We start from the raw sequence: 16,045 nt of genomic DNA on the forward strand, positions 1-16,045 counted from the left end.
CGTTCTGATTAACCCTCACGGTGTCCTATTCAGCATGTTCACGATTTTCCCCTCGCGAGCGGTGACTCGCCCGCGCAACAGGGTGGCGCTCACCACGCCGGGCAGCCGCATTCCCTCGTAGGGGGTGTTCTGCGCGATGCTGGCGAGTTCGGTGCCGCGGACCGTCCACTCGCCGTCCGGGTCGACCAGCGTCAGGTTGGCCGGCTCGCCGACGGCGATCGGGCGGCCCTGGTCGGGCAGCCCGGCGACCTCCGCGGGCCGCTCGCTCATGACCCTGGCGACACCGCGCCAGTCCAGCAGGCCGGGACGGACCATGGTCTCGGTCACGATCGACAGCGCCGTCTGCAGGCCGAGCATGCCCGGCTTCGCCGCGGCCCACTCGCAGTCCTTGTCCTGGGCGGCATGCGGGGCGTGATCGGTCGCGACGCAGTCGATGATCCCCTCGGCCAGTGCCGCGCGCAGACGCTCGGCGTCGCCGCCGGTGCGCAGTGGCGGGTTGACCTTGTTCACCGGGTCGTAACTGGCCAGCCGCTCGTCGGTGAGCAGCAGGTGGTGCGGCGTCACCTCGGCCGACACCCGGGTGCCCCTGGCCTTCGCCCAGCTCAGCACGTCCGCGGTTCCCGCGGTGGAGACGTGGCAGACGTGCAGCCGGGCCTCGGCGTGCAGCGCGAGCAGGCAGTCCCGCGCGACGATCGACTCCTCCGCCGACGCGGGCCAACCGGGGTAGCCCAGACGCGCGGCCCGCTCGCCCTCGTGTGCCTGCGCGCCGACGGTGAGTCTCGGCTCCTCCGCGTGCTGGGCGACGACCACGTCGAGTGCGGTGGAGTACTCCAGCGCCCTGCGCATGATCAACGGGTCCGCGACGCAGTGCCCGTCGTCGGAGAAGATCCGCACCCCTGCCGCCGACGTCGCCATGGTGCCCAGTTCGGCCAGCCGTTTCCCGGCGAGGCCGACGGTGACGGCCCCGACCGGGTGCACGTCGACGAGTCCGGCCGCCTGCCCGAGCCGCCACACGTGTTCGACGATGACGGCGTTGTCGGCCACCGGATCGGTGTTGGCCATGGCGAACACAGCGGTGAAGCCGCCGAGCGCGGCGGCTGCCGATCCGGTGGCGATCGTCTCAGTGTCCTCCCTGCCCGGCTCACGCAGGTGCGTGTGCAGGTCCACGAAACCGGGCAGCAGCACCTGACCACCCGCGTCGATCACGGTGGTGTCAGTGGTGTCGGTCTCGCCGCCGGGCGTCTCGGCGGTGCCGCTGGCGGCGGGGTCGGCGGGGTCGATCCGGACGATGACGCCGTCGGCGATCACCAGGTCGACCGGTTGTCCCTCGCCGTAGGGCCGTGCGCCCCTGATCACGACGTCACTCACGTTGTCGGCTCTTCCTCTCCGGCCAGCAGGTGATAAAGGACTGCCATGCGCACGTGCACGCCGTTGCGGACCTGTTCGGTGATCGCCGAGCGCGGTGAGTCCGCGACGGCGGAGCCGATCTCCATGCCGCGCAGCATGGGGCCCGGATGCAGCACGACCGCGTGCTCCGGCAGCAGGCTCATCCTGCGCTCGTTCAACCCATAGGAGATCGAGTACTCGCGGGCGGAGGGAAAGAAGTTGCCCCCCGGCGCGTCTCCGCCGTTCATCCGCTCCGCCTGGACGCGCAGCATCATCACCGCGTCGAGGGCGGGCAGCTCGGAGTCCAGATCGTGGGACACGGTCACGGGCAGGCTGCGCACGCCGGGCGGCAGCAGCGTCGGTGGCGCGACGAGCACCACCTCGGCGCCGAGCGTGTTCAGCAGGTGCACATTGGAACGGGCCACCCTGCTGTGCAGGACGTCGCCGACGATCGCGATTCGCCTGCCGGCCAGCGAGCCGAGCCGTTCGCGCAGGGTCGCCGCGTCGAGCAACGCCTGCGTGGGGTGCTCGTGCGTCCCATCACCCGCGTTCACCACGGCCGTGCCCGCCTCGGCCAGCCAGCCGGAGAGCCGGTGGGCCGCACCGGAGGCGGGGTGCCGGACGATGACGCAGTCCGCGCCGGCCGCGGCCAGGGTCAGTGCGGTGTCGCGCAGCGACTCGCCCTTGCCCACCGAGGAACTCGCGGCGGAGACGTTGATCACGTCGGCACTCATCCACTTGCCCGCGATCTCGAAGGAGACCCTGGTCCTGGTGGAGTTCTCGTAGAACATCGTGACGACGGTGCGTCCCCGCAACGTCGGCAGCTTCTTCACCTCGCGCCCGAGCAGCGTGCGCTTGAGCTCGTCGGCCGTGTCGAGCACCGCGGTGGCCGTCGCGGCATCGAGGCCGTCGGTGGCGAGCAGATGCTTCACCGGTCCCCCTCCTGACTGCGCAGCAGCACCGCGTCCCGTTCGTCTATTTCGGAAAGCAGCACGGAGACGTCCTCGCTGCGGGAGGTCGGGACGTTCTTGCCGACGTAGTCCGCACGGATCGGCAGTTCCCGGTGGCCCCGGTCGACGAGCACGGCGAGCTGGACGGCGCGCGGGCGACCGTGGTCGCGCAGGGCGTCGAGGGCCGCGCGAATGGTGCGTCCGGAGAAGAGCACGTCGTCGACGAGCAGCACGGTCCTGCCGTCGATCCCACTATCCGGAAGGGCGGTCTCCTCGAGCGGCCGCGGCGGTTTGTGCCGCAGATCATCCCGATAGAGGGTGACGTCAAGGGCTCCCACGGGAACCTCCACGCCGGAGAACTCGGCGATCCGCCCGGCGAGCCTGCGGGCGAGCGGTGTCCCCCTGGTGGGAATCCCGAGCAACACCGGTGGGGCCGCACTGCCTCCGGCTCCAGCACCCAGTGCTGTTTTCTCGATGACCTGATGGGCCATTCGAGCGATGGTGCGCGCGACGTCGCCGGCCGAGAGGAGCTCGCGCTCCATGGCCGGTTCCGTCGCGCCACGTGGACGTGGCGCCACGGTGGACCTCCTTCCCCGCCTCACTGGACGGGTCCTTAAAGGACGTCGATGTGCCTGGTTGGCCTGGAAATCGACCTGAGGTTAGCAGGACAGACCGCTCAGCCTTCCGGGTGGTGTCCTTCGCGGTCACCACTGTCCCACGATGATCTGCTTGACCTGGTGACGACAACGCGTAACCATTACTCTGAGTATTCGACTCAGAGGTCCCCCGGCGGTCATCCCGACCGAACGGGGCGAAGAAACGGAGAACCACCAGATGGGCGATTACGCCAAGGCGCTCGGGGCCAAGCTCCGCGGGATCCGCCAGCAGCAGGGCCTGTCCCTGCACGGAGTCGAGCAGAAGTCCGGAGGGCGCTGGAAGGCGGTCGTGGTCGGTTCCTACGAGCGCGGTGACCGCGCCGTCACCGTCCAGAAGCTGGCCGAGCTGGCCGACTTCTACGGCGTTCCCGTGGTCGAACTGCTGCCGGAGGGTCGAGTTCCGTCCGGCGCGGAGCCCGCCACGAAAATCGTAATCAACCTGGAACGTCTGCAGCAACTGCCCGCTGAGAAGGTCGGTCCACTCGCTCGCTACGCCGCCACCATCCAGAGCCAGCGCGGCGACTACAACGGCAAGGTCCTCTCGATCCGGACCGAAGACCTGCGTTCACTGGCCATCATCTACGACATGACCCCCGGCGAGCTGACCGAGCAGCTCATCGACTGGGGTGTGCTTCCTCCGGAAGCCCGGCCTGCCAAAGAGGAGTGACCGGCCGGAACCGCACCGGCGGTAGTTCGTCGACGAGTTCCCGTACCGAGCGGTATGGGAACTCGTCGACGAACTACCGCCTGCGTCGCGGCGACAGACCTAGAGAATCGCCCGCAGCCGATCGGCGATGTTGCCGATCCGCCCGAGCACCCCGTTGACGAACCGCGGTGAGTCGTCGGTGGACAGTTCCTTCACGATGCCGACGGCCTCGTCGATCGCGACCGGGTCCGGCACGTCGGTGGCCCACAACAGCTCGTAGACGCCGACCCGGAGCACCGCGAGATCCACCACCGGCATCCGCTCCAGCGACCAGCCCTGTGCGTGCTCGGCAAGCAGTTCGTCGATGCGCTCCTGCTGTGCCGTCACCCCCTCTACCAGGGTGATCGTGTAATCGGCGATCACGTCGGCATCGACCGTGCCGACGCGCTCCGACAGCAGCGTCACCGCGTCGGACGACCGCTGGGCGGCCTCGTACAGAATTTCGACGGCCCGTTTGCGGGCGGCGCGACGGCCGATCGGGCCGCCCCGCTGGGGTGTGTTCCGGGTGGTCATCCGCTCGTCAGCTCGAGACACGGCCGAGGTACCGGCCGTCGCGCGTGTCGACCTTGACCTTCTCACCGGTGGTGAGGAACAACGGCACCTGGATCTCCGCGCCCGTCTCCAGTGTCGCCGGCTTGGTGCCGCCGGTGGAGCGGTCACCCTGCAGGCCGGGATCGGTGTGCTGGACGATCAGCTCGACCGAGGTCGGCAGCTCGACGTACAGCGGCGCCTCCTCGTGCACGGCGACCTGGACCTCGGTGTTCTCCAGGAGGAAGTTGGCCGAGTCGCCGACGATCTCCTTCGGCACGGTGATCTGGTCGAACGTGTCCGAGTCCATGAACACGAAGTCCGTGCCGTCGCTGTAGAGATAGGTCATCGTCCGCCGGTCCACCGTCGCGGTGTCGACCTTCGTGCCTGCGTTGAACGTCTTGTCAACGACCTTGCCGGACAGCACGTGCTTCAGCGTGGTGCGGACGAACGCGCCTCCCTTGCCCGGCTTGACGTGCTGAAAGTTCACGACGGACCAGAGCTGACCGTCCAGGTTGAGGACGAGTCCGTTCTTGAGGTCGTTGGTGGTGGCCACGGGTGTGAGATCTCCTGTATGTGTTCCGGGGCGGGCCGTGCTCTAGACGACCACGAGTTCCTTGGTGCTCAGGGTGAGGATTTCGGGCGTGCCGTCCCGCACGACGAGCGTGTCCTCGATGCGCACGCCACCACGACCGGCGAGGTAGACGCCAGGTTCGACGGTGACCGCCATACCGGCGGTCAGTGTACCGACGCCGGTCGCGGCCAGACTCGGTGCCTCATGGACCTGCAGCCCGACACCGTGGCCGAGGCCGTGGGTGAAGTACTTGCCGTGGCCCGCGGCCTCGATCAGCGCACGTGCCGCGCGGTCCACCTCGGCCACTTCCACGCCCACACCGACAGCCGCGCAGCCCGCGGCCTGCGCCCGGTGGACCAGGTCGTAGAGCTCGCGCTGCCAGTGCGCGGGCTCGCCGAGCACCACCGTGCGGGTCATATCCGAGTGATAGCCGTCCACAGTGGCCCCGAAGTCGAGTTTGACCAGGTCACCGGTGGTCAGCACAGCACCGGTGGGCCGGTGGTGCGGGATCGCGGAGTTGGCCCCCGCGGCCACGATCGATTCGAACGACACCCCGGCGGAGCCGTGGTCGAGCATCCGCCCCTCCAGTTCCCGTGCCACCTCCCGCTCGGTGCGGCCCGCCCGCAGCCCGCCGTACTGGATCAGATCGGCGAGCGCGTTGTCGGCCGCGGCACAGGCCGCACGGAGGGCATCGACCTCCTCGTCGTCCTTGACCAGGCGCAGCCGCTCCACGAAACCGGGGGCGCGCACCAGTTCCACTCCGTCGGCGAGGCCGGCGAACGTGGCATGCTGCTCCACCGAGACGTGCTGGCTCTCGAACCCGGTGCGGGCGAACCGGTCGCGGCGCGCGGCGGCACGACCCACGAGAGCGTCCGCGCTCGGACGCTGGATCTCGCGCTCGAGATCGGGGAGTTCGGCCTCGGCCTGCGCGGTGTACCGGCCGTCGGTGCAGAAGACGGTCTCCGTCTCGGATTCGGCGTGCACGAGCAGGGCGGCGTTGGATCCGGTGAAACCGGTCAGGTAGCGGATGTTCAGCAGGTCGGTGACCAGCAGGGCGTCCAGCTCGGACTCCCGCAACAGGTCGCGCAGTGCTGTTCGCCGGATCGCGTGAAGGTGCGGCACCACGTCAGCTTAGAGGTCGCGCGGACAGATGCTCACGTCCATCCGGAGCAGAGACACCAGTACCTACTCGCGGGTCACAAAAACGCGGCGATCCACCGGAAGCCACTCGGGCGCCGGGGCATGCGGTCCTGCCTGCGCCTACAGTGGGGCGATGCCGTCCTGGTTGATCCGCGGCCTCGTCATGGCCGTGCTGCATGCCATCGCCGCCGTCGTTCTCGCCAAGGTCACCGTGTTCCGGCCGACCGAGGTCGATCTCGTCACCGTGGCCGTGGTCGCGGTGCTGGTCGGCACCGCCGCGCTGTGGAGCGCGCTGGACGCCTGGCTCCGGGTTCCCGACCACGCGAGGGCGTGGTTCATCGGCTCCCTCATCGCGGGCCCGGTCGCCGGGGTGCTCACCGTCATCGGCAGGTCGCTGTTCGTCGACCAGACCGGGCTCAGCGCGCTGGGGGGCGCACTGACCGGCGGGGCGGCGTTCACGGCGCTGCTGATCCTGGTGCCTGCCGGGCTCGGCATGCTGGTCGGCGGACGACTGGCCAAGCCGGACGAGGACAGCGACGGCGAGACCGCGACTCAGGAGCCGAGGACGACCCCCGCGGGGTAACGCTCCCACTCCCGCTCGCTGACCTGCTCCACGGCTGAGCCGTTCAGGTCCGGTATCCGGCTGGCCGCGGACCCCACCACCGGCCACAGCCCGCCGTCGTCGAGCAGCAGGCCGAGACCGTGCCCCTTCGCCCGCAGGATGCGCGCCGCAGGCGCGAGACGTGCCGCCACCGGAATTCCCTCGATGGCGGGCACCCGCTGGTCCAGCACCGTGCGGGCCAGTTCCGTCGCCACGGAACGCCGGTCCACCCGCACGATGCGGCCGCCGGTCACCAGGTCCATCGTGCGCACGGGTGAGGGCATGGCGAGTCCGTCGAGCACACCGAGGGTGCGCCCCTGCTCGCCACAACCGTCGACCTTGTGCAGGTCGGCGCCGAAATGCCGCAGCCCGGTCGGTGCCTTCGCCGCGCCGATGACGGTCGCCCTGACGACGTCCAGTGGCACCCGGCTGCACGGTTCCCGCAACGACATCGGCGCATGACCGTCCGGACGCCGGAACAGCCCTGGCCCCTCCTTCCACGGGCCCGCGACCAGCACCTGGTGGTACGGGTTCGCGGTGAACTCGCGGTTCCAGAAGGTCAGCGTCGTGCCGTGCTCGGTCTCGTGCGCGATGGCGAAGGCGTCCAGCGCGTCGACGAACATCAGATCGGCGCTGAAGGCGTCGACCACGGACGCGCGCCGGGGAGCCGATGTGTCCGCCACCGGCTCGAAACCGTCGGGCCCCAGTGCCTCCACCCGCCCGGCGAAGGCGGGATCGGCGGAGCGCAGCAGGAACTGGCCCGCACCGTTCCAGCCCGCGGCCGCACCGCTGGTGTCAGTGAACATGAGGTAGAACCAGCCGTCCAGGTGGACCACCGCGGGCTGACCGGCGCCGTAGTCGTTGTCCCGCGCGACGTCGTGCGCCGGCGTGAGGATCGGCCCTGACCCGACCCGCTTCCAGTTGCGGCCGTCCTTGCTCGTGGCGAGGCCGATGGAGTTGCCGTGGGCGCGGTCCCCCGCGGAGCCGGTGTAGTAGAGGTAGTAGGTGCCCCCGACCCGCAGTACCGAGGGGTCACAGGTGTGCACGCCGTCGAAGCCACCGGGGCGGCCGGAGAAGACCGCGGGCGCCGCGCCACCACCGGGACCGGTGAACTTCAGGTCCTTCTTCGCCCCCGGAGTCCACGTGGCCTCCGCGTACAGGATGTCGTCACCCGCGGGCTTCGCACTGCCGTACTGGCTGCACCACCACATCCGGGTGCGGTCACCGTCGGCCATCACGGTCGGCCCGTAGTTGTAGACCGCGTCGGCTCCCCCCGCGGCGACCGTGCCCGCGCTCTGCCGGACCGAGTCGACGGCGAGCGGCTGGGGTTCGGGGACGTCCGCCGGGGCCTCGATGCCCCGCGCGGCGCCCGGTTCGGCGCCGCCCGCCTGCGGCTGGGCGGTGCTCGGACTACAGGCGGCGAGCGCGGCGGAGGCCAGGGCGACCAGGGCCGCCGCGACCGGTCGTGTTCGTCGGCGAGCAGAGCGCATACTGCCGCACAACCTCCGTTCGCCTCCCCCAGGCCCTGCCAGGTCAGGGCCCCACCTCAGTGTAAAGGGGCCTTCACTCGGTCAGGCGGACACACGGCGTCGAACCGGCGGGGCGACGACCTCGACCTCGAACCCCTGCTCGTCCTCGAGAAAGGCCGCGTAGTGTTCCGGACCGCCGGCGTGCGGGTGTAGCTCCGCGAACATCAGGCTCCAGCCGTGGTCCGGCGCGGCCGAGACGAGCGAATCCACGTCCGCCCTGCTCCTCGCGTGCAGGGCGAGGTGGTTCAGCCCCGGTCTGCGACGTTCGTGCTCACCCGGGATGATCGCGGGCGAGCACTCCGCCACGATGTACACGTCACCGAGACGCCAGCTCACTCCGTCGCGCCACCGGGTGTTCTCTCGCCAGCCGAGCTCGCCGAGGAGCCAGCCGAGGCTGCGCTCGGTCGCGGGGAGGTCGGCCACCCACAGCTCGACGTGGTGCAGTCCGGCGGGCCGGGCCGGGGCCAGTGCGACCCGCACCCGGTGCGTGCCACCGTAGTGCGCGCCGCTTCCGATGTCGGCGAAACCCAGTCTGTCGGCCAGCGCCAGACTGGCCGTGTTGTCCTCGTGGATCAGCGCCCACACCGCAGGCAGTCCCAGTGCGTGCAGGCCGTATTCGAGCAACACCGCGGCTGCCTCGGTAGCGAGTCCGCGTCCGGAGTGCCGCGGTTGAGGAGGGTTATGCACAAGTCGGCAGACGGGGTCGCCCGGAGGGTGGTCGTGGCTGCCGACCGCAGGTGAGATCTGAGGGCAACCGCACGCCATCGGTGAATAACCCGACTTTGAATCAGAACCGAGGTACCAGCCGATCTCGGCGACGCCGCCGGGCAGTTCCTCGGACGGCCGCAGATACGCGATGCCGACCACTGTCCCGTCGAATTCGATCACCCAGTGCCCCGTACCGGCTGGTCCCCGGTAGGCCAGCCCGCGCCCGAGCATGGCGCGGGCCTGCTCGGGATCGGCGAGATCGGCGTCGAAATGCCTGCTGGTCTCCGGGTTCGCGAAAACCCGCAGCACCGCGTCCGTGTCCTCGGCGCGGAGGCCGCGCAGGCGCACCCGCGCGCCGCGCAACTCCGGTACCGACGTCACCTCGGCGTCGTCGCCAGCCAGCGCAGGGCCAGTGCGTAGCCGTCGACACCGAGACCGACGATCACGCCGGTGGCGATGTCGGAGAGAACGCTGTGCTGCCGGAACTCCTCCCGCCGGTGCACGTTCGAGATGTGCAGCTCGATCAGCGGGCCACTCAGCTGCGCGGCGGCGTCGCGCACCGCGATCGAGTAGTGGGTCCACGCTCCCGCGTTGAGCACGACAGCAGCACCTTCGTCGGCCGCGGCGTGCAGCCAGCCGACCATCTCCCCCTCGTGGTCGGTCTGGCGCACGTCCACATCGAGCCCGAGTTCCGCACCGGTGTCCAGGCAGAGCCGTACCAGGTCGTCGTGGGTCGCCGAGCCGTACACCGACGGCTCCCGCGTGCCGAGCCTGCCGAGATTCGGGCCGTTGAGCACCAGTACTCGCCTGGTCCCCCCGCTCGCGCCGCTCACAGGAAGATCCCCCCGTCGTTGCCCTGCGTTTCCGCGGCGACGGCGGAGTACGCGGCCGCCAGCAGTGAGGGGTCAGGACCCTCCAGCCTGCCCGGCTTCGCCAGCCCGTCGAGCACCACGAACCGCAGCACCCCGGATCGGGTCTTCTTGTCGCCGCGCATCCCTTCCAACAACTGTGGAAGCGCGTCCGCGTCGTACGTCGTCGGCAAGCCGAGCGCGCGCAGGACCGTGGCATGCCGGTCGGCCGTCGCATCGTCGAGCCTGCCCGCGAGCCGGGCGAGTTCGGCAGCGAAGACCAGGCCGACACTCACCGCGGCGCCGTGCCGCCAGCGGTAGCGCTCACGGCGCTCGATCGCGTGGCCCAGCGTGTGGCCGTAGTTCAGGATCTCGCGCAGATCGGACTCCCGCAGATCCGCCGCCACCACGTCGGCCTTGACCTGGATCGAACGCCGGACCAGTTCGGCGAGCACGTCACCCTGGGTGTCGAGCGCGGCGGCCGAGTCCTGCTCGATCAGCTCCAGGATCCGGGGATCGGCGATGAACCCGGCCTTGACGACCTCCGCCATTCCCGCGACGAGTTCGTTGGGCGGCAGCGTCTCCAGCGTTGCCAGGTCGACGAAGACCGCCGACGGCTCGTGGAAGACCCCGACCAGGTTCTTACCCGCGTCGGTGTTGATCCCCGTCTTGCCCCCGACCGCCGCGTCCACCATGCCCAGCAGCGTGGTCGGCACGTTGACCAACCGGACCCCGCGCATCCAGGTGGCGGCGACGAACCCGGCCAGGTCGGTGACCGCGCCCCCGCCGAGTCCGACCACGACACCGCGCCGGTCCAGCCCGATCCGCCCGAGGACGTCCCAGCAGAACGCGGCCACCGAGTACGCCTTGCCATCCTCGGCGTCCGGGATCTCCACGCGATGCGCGTCGAGGCCGGCAGCGGCGAGTTCTTCCCTGATGGCCTCGGCCGTCGTGATCAGCGTCGGGGGGTGGATCAGTGCCACTGCGGACGCGTCCCGCAGCGTCTCGGTCAGGTCGCCGAGCAGACCCCTGCCGACCACGACCGGGTATGGCCGGTCGGTCGCGACCTCGATGCGGACCGGGTCGTTCACCGTGTGCTCCGTCCTGTCTCGAGTTTCTCCATGATGGCTGTGGCCACCGCGCGCGGTGTGCGGGCGTCGGTGTCCATCTCGACCGTGGCGACCGCCCGGTAGACCGGGAGCCGGGCGTCGAGCAGTGCCTTGTATGTGGCCCTGGGGTTTACTCCGGTGAGCAACGGCCGGGCGCTGCTCATCCCCGTCCTGCGGACACCCTCGGCCATGCCGACGTTGAGGAACACGACGGTGTGGCCCGCCAGCAGCTCCCTGGTCCGCTCCGCGAGCACCGCTCCGCCGCCCAGCGCCAGAACGCCGTCGTGCTCCGCGAGTGCGACGGCAACGAGTTCCGCCTCCAGCGATCGGAAAGCGGGCTCGCCGTCCTCGGTGAAGATGTCCGAAATGGACCGCCCGGTGTGCCGCACCACGTCCTCGTCGGAATCGCGGAACGGCACGTCCAGCAGGTCGGCCAGCATCCTGCCCACGGTCGACTTGCCCGACCCGGGCGGTCCGACGACCACCGCCCGTGGGCTCACCAGCGCTCCTCCAGCGCACGCAGGTAACCGTCGGCGTTGCGCTTGCTCTCGATGAGCGAGTCCCCGCCGAACTTCTCCAATGCGGCGTCGGCGAGCACGAGCGCCACCACCGACTCGAGCACGACACCGGCACGCGGCACCGCGCACACGTCGGAACGCTGGTGGATGGCCACCGCGGGCTCGCCGGTCGCGACATCCACTGTAGACAGAGCGCGGGGCACCGTCGAGATCGGCTTCATCGCCACCCTGACGCGCACCGGCTCGCCGTTGGTGATGCCGCCCTCAAGACCGCCTGCCCGGTTGGACCTGCGGGTGACGCCGACCGGCCCCGTTCCGGGGTCGATCTCGTCGTGTGCCTTGCTGCCCCATCGGTGTGCGGTGGTGAACCCGTCGCCGACCTCGACGCCCTTCATCGCCTGCACGCCCATCAGGACGCCCGCGAGTCGCGCGTCGAGTCTGCGGTCCCAGTGCACGTGCGAGCCGAGACCCGGCGGCAGCCCGTAGGCGATCACCTCGATCACCCCGCCAACGGTGTCCCCAGCCTTGCGGACCGCGTCGACCTCCGCGACCATCGCGTCGGTCGCGGCCTCGCCGAACGCGCGGACCGGGCTCTCGTCGATCGCCGCCAGGTCACCCGGCCCCGGCAGGGGGCCCTCCGGCGCCTCGGCGGCGCCGATCGAAACGACGTGGCTGATGATCTCCACACCGAGCAGCTGGCGCAGGTAGGCGCGGGCGACGGTGCCGAGCGCGGTGCGCGAGGCGGTCTCCCTGGCGCTGGCCCGCTCCAGCACGGGCCGCGCCTCGTCGAAGCCGTACTTCTGCATGCCCGGCAGGTCGGCGTGCCCCGGCCTCGGCCTGGTGAGCGGCTCGTTGCGCGCGAGCCCGGCCAGCTCCTCCCGCGGGACGGGATCGGCGGCCATGACCTTGTCCCACTTGGGCCACTCGGCGTTCTCGATCTGCACCGCCACCGGCCCGCCCTGGGTGCGGCCGTGCCGCACCCCGCCCACGAACTCGATCCGGTCGGTCTCGAAGCCCATCCGGGGACTGCGGCCGAAACCGAGCCTCCTGCGAGCGAGTTGCTCACTCACGTCGGTGGTGGTGACCTCGACTCCGGCCACCATGCCCTCGAGCACGGCGGCCAGTGCGGGGCCGTGCGATTCACCTGCGGTTATCCAGCGCAACACAGCAACGATCCTGTCACGCGCACACCGTCGGCCGTTCAGCTACCCGTCCGGACCGCCGCCGTACCGGACTCCGGCCACCGCGACCAGGGTGACGGCCAGCAGCAGGCCAGGTCCGTGCGGTATCCCCGACCGCCACCGGCGGTGCCCGGCCAGCGCTGCCACTCCGGCGAACATCGAGGTCACAACGGCGGCGAGGAAGGCGGCGACCAGCGCGGCTGCCCAGCCAGAGGCACCGAGCACGCCACCGAGGCTGCCCGCGAGCTTCACGTCTCCCGCTCCGAGCGCGGTGGGGGCGAGCGCGTGCACCACGGCGTGCGCGCCGCCGAACAGGACGGCCACGACGAGCGCCCGCCAGAGCAGGCCGGGTCGTGTTCCGGTGGCCGCGGCGACGGTCAGCCCGAATGCGAGGATCGGGTAGGCGGACAGCGTGAGCACGTCCGGCAGCCGCCGGTACCGGAGGTCCGCGTACACCAGCGGGATCCCGAGCGCGGTGAGTGCCAGCGGAACCGGCAGCCACCATCCGGGAAGGATGCCCGTCTGCCATAGCCAGGCCAGCAGGAGCCAGCAGAGCGCGGTACCTGCCTCGCACGGACCCGCCCTGAGCGGCGCCGGGCTCGAGGACCGGACCAGCGCCCACCGCGCGAGCCTGCCCGCGCCCCCTCCCGCCGCGGCGAGGCCCAGCACCGCCACCACCGCCGTCAGGTCTGTCACCGCTGTCGTCCAGTTCACCGACACCACATCACACCGCTCGCCGCCGACCGGCAAGCACGCCAGGGAGCGAACGGACCGTTCGCTCCCTAACCGACCCAGAACCACTCGACCGGGCGATGACTCAGGGGGCGACCACCGACCGCAGGACCGGCATGCCCGAACCGGTGCGCACCTCAAGCGCACCGATGTTCGCGCGCCGCAACTCGGTGCCGACCGACATCCGGGCCGTGTCCTGCGGCAGCGCGTGCCACCAAGCAAGCTGATCCCGCACGCGCCCGTCCGGGCCGACCGCGACGAGGACGTAGTCTCCGGCGGCCTCGCCCCCGTAGCTGCAGGACATGTCGATCTTGGTGCCCCAGCCGGTCTCGGTGATGCTGAGACTCGCCTGGACGGGATAGGGGCCCAGCGGGGCCATCGGTGCCGCGGCCACCCCGTCGCCCGCTCCCGTGACCGGCGGGCGCGCCAGCAGGACCACCACGGCGCAGCAGGCCGCCAGCGCCAGTGCGGCGGTTCCCACGAGACCGAGCCGCCGCAGTTTCCGCGACCGCCGTACCCGCGCGGCGAGCGAACTCAGCGGCTCGGGTTGCTCGCCGCCGGGCACCTCGAACGACCGATCCTCCGCCGACACCAGCACAGGAGGGTCGGCCTGGGCCAGCAGTCCCGGCAGACCTGCGAGCTCCCCGACGGAGCGGGAGCACTCAACACAGGAGGTCAGATGCTCCTCGTACGCGGCGCGGTCCTCAGGGGAGAGCGCGCCGAGCAGGTAGGCGGCGTCGAACTCGGCGAAGGGATCGTGCTGGTCGCGCACCGGCTCGCTCATCTGGTCACCCCCTTCTCCTCGAGAATCAGCCGCAGCGCCCGCAGCGCATAGTGCGTCCTGGACTTGACGGTGCCCTCGGCGACGCCAAGGCGGGCCGCCGCGTCGGCGACCGAGAGCCCCTGGAAGAAGCAGAGCCCGAGCACCTCGCGGTGTCGCGCCGACAGTTCGGCCACGGCGTCGGCCACCAGCCAACCCTGGACGGCGCGTTCGGTGCCGTCGGGTTCGGACAGTTCCGGCGGCGCCTCGGTGGGCACCTCCGAGCGGGCCGCCGCGGAACGCCACCCGTCGATCGCGATCCGCCTCGCGACGGTGAACAGCCAGGCCCTGGCCGATCCGTCGCGCTGGTCGAGCACCCTGGGGTGCCGCCATGCCCTGAACAACGTCTCCTGAACGACGTCCTCGGCGCGCGCCCGATCTCCGTTGGTGAGGCGCAGGGCGTAGAACGACAGGGCCGAGGCGTGCTCGTCGTGCAGCGCACGCATCAGCCGGTCCTCGGCCTCGCCCTTCATTCGCGCCGTGCCCGCGGCAGCAACAGCAGCAGGCCACCGACCACACAGACCACCTCGGTCACCACACCCCAGACCTCGGCGGAGGTGCGGAACTGCTCCTGAACGCCGTAGAACCCGACGGTCAGCGAGAGCACGTAGGCGCCGAGCGTGGCGGCGCCGAATCCGGCGGCCGCCAGCGGGGGCAGCCAGTGGTGACGCCAGACCGCGACCGCCACGGCGATCACGACTCCCGCCACGACGTTGACCAGGAACAGCGGGCCGACGACCGCCACGTCGCGGGCCCAGTCCAGCCACACCACCAGGTGTACCCAGGCCGAGCCGAGCAGACCGGCGATCACCAGCAACCGCAGTACCCCGAAGATCATCGCCCGCTCCTGTGTCCTATTCATAAGTCGGGTTCCTCACCGCCGACGTGCGGTCACGCACGCGTCTCACCTGCAGTCGGCAGCCACGACCGCCCCTACTGCGGCCAAACAGCATGCCGCAGCAGAGCCTCTCCGGGGCGGCCCCGTCTACCGACTTGTGAGTAACCCTCCTGTGTCCGAAGTGTTCTCGCGCCTTCCCTCAGTACACGACAGCCACCCCGATCAGGTTCAATTCTCAACGGAATTGAACCGAAGGGGGCACCGCGCCGTGATAACGGGCATGACTGCCAAACCGAACTCCGGACTCCACTCCCGTCGCCGCGCGATCACCGTCGGAGCTGTCGGCGCCGTCACGGCCGGCACCGCCTTCACCGTCACGGCCTGCGCCGCGGGGGACGGGGACGGCGACAGCCAGCAGCCGGGCTCGACGCCCACTCCGACCTCGGGCGCGACACTGGCCGTGCTCGCCGACATCCCGGTGGGCGAGGCCACCGCTGTCACCACCCCGGACGACGAGGAGATCATCGTCTCGCGGCCGACCGAAACCACGGCCGCCGCGTTCAGTGCCATCTGCACCCATCAGAGCTGCAAGGTCCAGCCAGAGGGAGCCGAGTTGCGCTGCCCCTGTCACGGCTCGGTGTTCGACGCGCTGACCGGCGAGGTGCGCAACGGGCCCGCGGACCGGCCGCTGCCGTCCGTCGCGGTCACGGTCGATGGCGGCAACGTGGTCGCGGGCTGAAGGAGGGTCAGCCGGTCCAGCTGAACAGCCGTTCGCCGGAGGCGACGTCGGTCCCGATGACCGGGGTTCCGACCGCGTCCTGGCTCGCGTCGAGCGCAACCACCGGCACGATCGGCGAGTACCCGGCGGCGGCGACGTCGTCCGGGTTCCAGCCGACGATCGGCTGACCCGCCCGTACCGTCTCCCCCTTCACCACGTGCAGGGTGAAGCCCTCGCCCTTCTGCTTCACCGTGTCGATGCCCAGGTGCACGAGCACCGCCCTGCCCTCCTCGGTCGCGACGACGAACGCGTGCGGGTGCAGCGTGACCACGGTGCCGTCGACCGGCGCGACCGCGTCCGCGGCACCGCCACCGGGCTGTACCGCGACGCCCGGCCCGACCATGGCCTCGGCGAACACCGGGTCGGGAACCTCGGTCATCGCGACGACGGCACCGGAGACCGGGCTCAGCACGACGAGGCCGGAACCCGGTGCCTCCGGCGCC

General features: G+C 70.8%; 20 protein-coding genes. 3 read left to right on the forward strand and 17 right to left on the reverse strand.

All coding sequences use genetic code 11. The annotated features are described in order from the left end of the window. Positions 1-15: 15 nt before the first annotated feature. From BM199_RS12345 to pyrR, 3 genes are read right to left on the reverse strand one after another with little or no spacing between them, the layout of a single operon-like run. On the reverse strand, positions 16-1,368 hold the full coding sequence (locus BM199_RS12345; RefSeq protein ID WP_091673011.1) for a dihydroorotase: 1,353 nt from the start codon (positions 1,366-1,368) through the stop codon (positions 16-18). Beyond that, on the reverse strand, positions 1,365-2,318 hold the full coding sequence (locus tag BM199_RS12350; RefSeq protein ID WP_091673012.1) for an aspartate carbamoyltransferase catalytic subunit: 954 nt from the start codon (positions 2,316-2,318) through the stop codon (positions 1,365-1,367). Before BM199_RS12350 ends, BM199_RS12345 begins: the two co-directional genes overlap by 4 nt. Beyond that, positions 2,315-2,914 (reverse strand): bifunctional pyr operon transcriptional regulator/uracil phosphoribosyltransferase PyrR, encoded by a 600-nt coding sequence (gene pyrR, locus BM199_RS12355; protein WP_091673014.1) that lies wholly within the window; start codon positions 2,912-2,914, stop codon positions 2,315-2,317. Before pyrR ends, BM199_RS12350 begins: the two co-directional genes overlap by 4 nt. Positions 2,915-3,170: 256 nt before the next feature. On the opposite strand from pyrR, the gene bldD reads away from it, so the two are divergent. After that, on the forward strand, positions 3,171-3,659 hold the full coding sequence (bldD, locus tag BM199_RS12360; RefSeq protein ID WP_091673015.1) for a transcriptional regulator BldD: 489 nt from the start codon (positions 3,171-3,173) through the stop codon (positions 3,657-3,659). Positions 3,660-3,758: 99 nt separating this feature from the next. Here bldD and nusB read toward each other — a convergent pair whose 3' ends face one another. The 3 genes from nusB to BM199_RS12375 are packed head-to-tail and all read right to left on the reverse strand — an operon-like array spanning position 3,759 to position 5,922. Further along, positions 3,759-4,211 (reverse strand): transcription antitermination factor NusB, encoded by a 453-nt coding sequence (nusB, locus tag BM199_RS12365; RefSeq protein ID WP_091673016.1) that lies wholly within the window; start codon positions 4,209-4,211, stop codon positions 3,759-3,761. Positions 4,212-4,218: 7 nt separating this feature from the next. Next, positions 4,219-4,782 carry an elongation factor P gene (gene efp / locus BM199_RS12370; protein ID WP_091673018.1) on the reverse strand — a complete coding sequence of 188 codons (564 nt, stop codon included), beginning with the start codon at positions 4,780-4,782 and terminating at the stop codon, positions 4,219-4,221. Positions 4,783-4,824: 42 nt separating this feature from the next. After that, positions 4,825-5,922, reverse strand: coding sequence for a M24 family metallopeptidase (locus BM199_RS12375; protein WP_091673247.1), 1,098 nt, complete (start codon positions 5,920-5,922; stop codon positions 4,825-4,827). A gap of 151 nt (positions 5,923-6,073) precedes the next feature. Here BM199_RS12375 and BM199_RS12380 point away from each other — a divergent pair, with 151 nt between their 5' ends. Continuing rightward, a complete protein-coding gene (locus BM199_RS12380) occupies positions 6,074-6,523 on the forward strand; it encodes a B-4DMT family transporter (RefSeq protein ID WP_177242588.1) in 450 nt (149 codons plus the stop codon). Here the strand turns inward: BM199_RS12380 and BM199_RS12385 are convergent. The 10 genes from BM199_RS12385 to BM199_RS12430 form a co-directional block, all read right to left on the reverse strand. Then, positions 6,493-8,031: a family 43 glycosylhydrolase gene (locus BM199_RS12385; RefSeq protein WP_091673020.1), complete on the reverse strand. Its 1,539-nt coding sequence runs from the start codon at positions 8,029-8,031 to the stop codon at positions 6,493-6,495. The genes BM199_RS12380 and BM199_RS12385 overlap by 31 nt on opposite strands. Positions 8,032-8,112: 81 nt before the next feature. Then, the gene (locus BM199_RS12390; protein WP_091673022.1) at positions 8,113-9,159 is read right to left on the reverse strand and encodes a GNAT family N-acetyltransferase; all 1,047 of its coding nucleotides are present in this window, start codon (positions 9,157-9,159) and stop codon (positions 8,113-8,115) included. After that, complete coding sequence (aroQ, locus tag BM199_RS12395) at positions 9,156-9,611, reverse strand: type II 3-dehydroquinate dehydratase (RefSeq protein WP_245788311.1); 456 nt, start codon at positions 9,609-9,611, stop codon at positions 9,156-9,158. Before aroQ ends, BM199_RS12390 begins: the two co-directional genes overlap by 4 nt. Further along, entirely contained in the window at positions 9,608-10,717 is a 1,110-nt protein-coding gene (gene aroB, locus BM199_RS12400; RefSeq protein WP_091673023.1) for a 3-dehydroquinate synthase, read from the reverse strand. Before aroB ends, aroQ begins: the two co-directional genes overlap by 4 nt. Further along, positions 10,714-11,235, reverse strand: coding sequence for a shikimate kinase (locus BM199_RS12405; RefSeq protein WP_177242589.1), 522 nt, complete (start codon positions 11,233-11,235; stop codon positions 10,714-10,716). Before BM199_RS12405 ends, aroB begins: the two co-directional genes overlap by 4 nt. After that, complete coding sequence (gene aroC, locus BM199_RS12410; protein ID WP_091673025.1) at positions 11,232-12,419, reverse strand: chorismate synthase; 1,188 nt, start codon at positions 12,417-12,419, stop codon at positions 11,232-11,234. The genes BM199_RS12405 and aroC overlap by 4 nt, the downstream gene beginning before the upstream one ends. A 39-nt stretch (positions 12,420-12,458) precedes the next feature. Next, positions 12,459-13,148, reverse strand: coding sequence for a prepilin peptidase (locus BM199_RS12415; protein ID WP_245788312.1), 690 nt, complete (start codon positions 13,146-13,148; stop codon positions 12,459-12,461). 103 nt (positions 13,149-13,251) lie between these two features. After that, the gene (locus BM199_RS12420; protein WP_091673027.1) at positions 13,252-13,950 is read right to left on the reverse strand and encodes an anti-sigma factor family protein; all 699 of its coding nucleotides are present in this window, start codon (positions 13,948-13,950) and stop codon (positions 13,252-13,254) included. Continuing rightward, a complete protein-coding gene (locus BM199_RS12425; RefSeq protein ID WP_091673028.1) occupies positions 13,947-14,459 on the reverse strand; it encodes a sigma-70 family RNA polymerase sigma factor in 513 nt (170 codons plus the stop codon). The genes BM199_RS12420 and BM199_RS12425 overlap by 4 nt, the downstream gene beginning before the upstream one ends. Further along, positions 14,456-14,824: a hypothetical protein gene (locus tag BM199_RS12430; RefSeq protein WP_091673030.1), complete on the reverse strand. Its 369-nt coding sequence runs from the start codon at positions 14,822-14,824 to the stop codon at positions 14,456-14,458. The genes BM199_RS12425 and BM199_RS12430 overlap by 4 nt, the downstream gene beginning before the upstream one ends. A 280-nt stretch (positions 14,825-15,104) precedes the next feature. On the opposite strand from BM199_RS12430, the gene BM199_RS12435 reads away from it, so the two are divergent. Beyond that, a complete protein-coding gene (locus tag BM199_RS12435; RefSeq protein ID WP_091673032.1) occupies positions 15,105-15,563 on the forward strand; it encodes a QcrA and Rieske domain-containing protein in 459 nt (152 codons plus the stop codon). Between the two features lie 7 nt (positions 15,564-15,570). On the opposite strand, the gene BM199_RS12440 is transcribed toward BM199_RS12435, so the two are convergent. Next, positions 15,571-15,981 (reverse strand): PTS sugar transporter subunit IIA, encoded by a 411-nt coding sequence (locus BM199_RS12440; protein ID WP_091673256.1) that lies wholly within the window; start codon positions 15,979-15,981, stop codon positions 15,571-15,573. Positions 15,982-16,045: the final 64 nt, after the last annotated feature.

It is taken from the genome of Amycolatopsis marina (genome assembly GCF_900111885.1).
GTDB lineage: Bacteria > Actinomycetota > Actinomycetes > Mycobacteriales > Pseudonocardiaceae > Amycolatopsis > Amycolatopsis marina.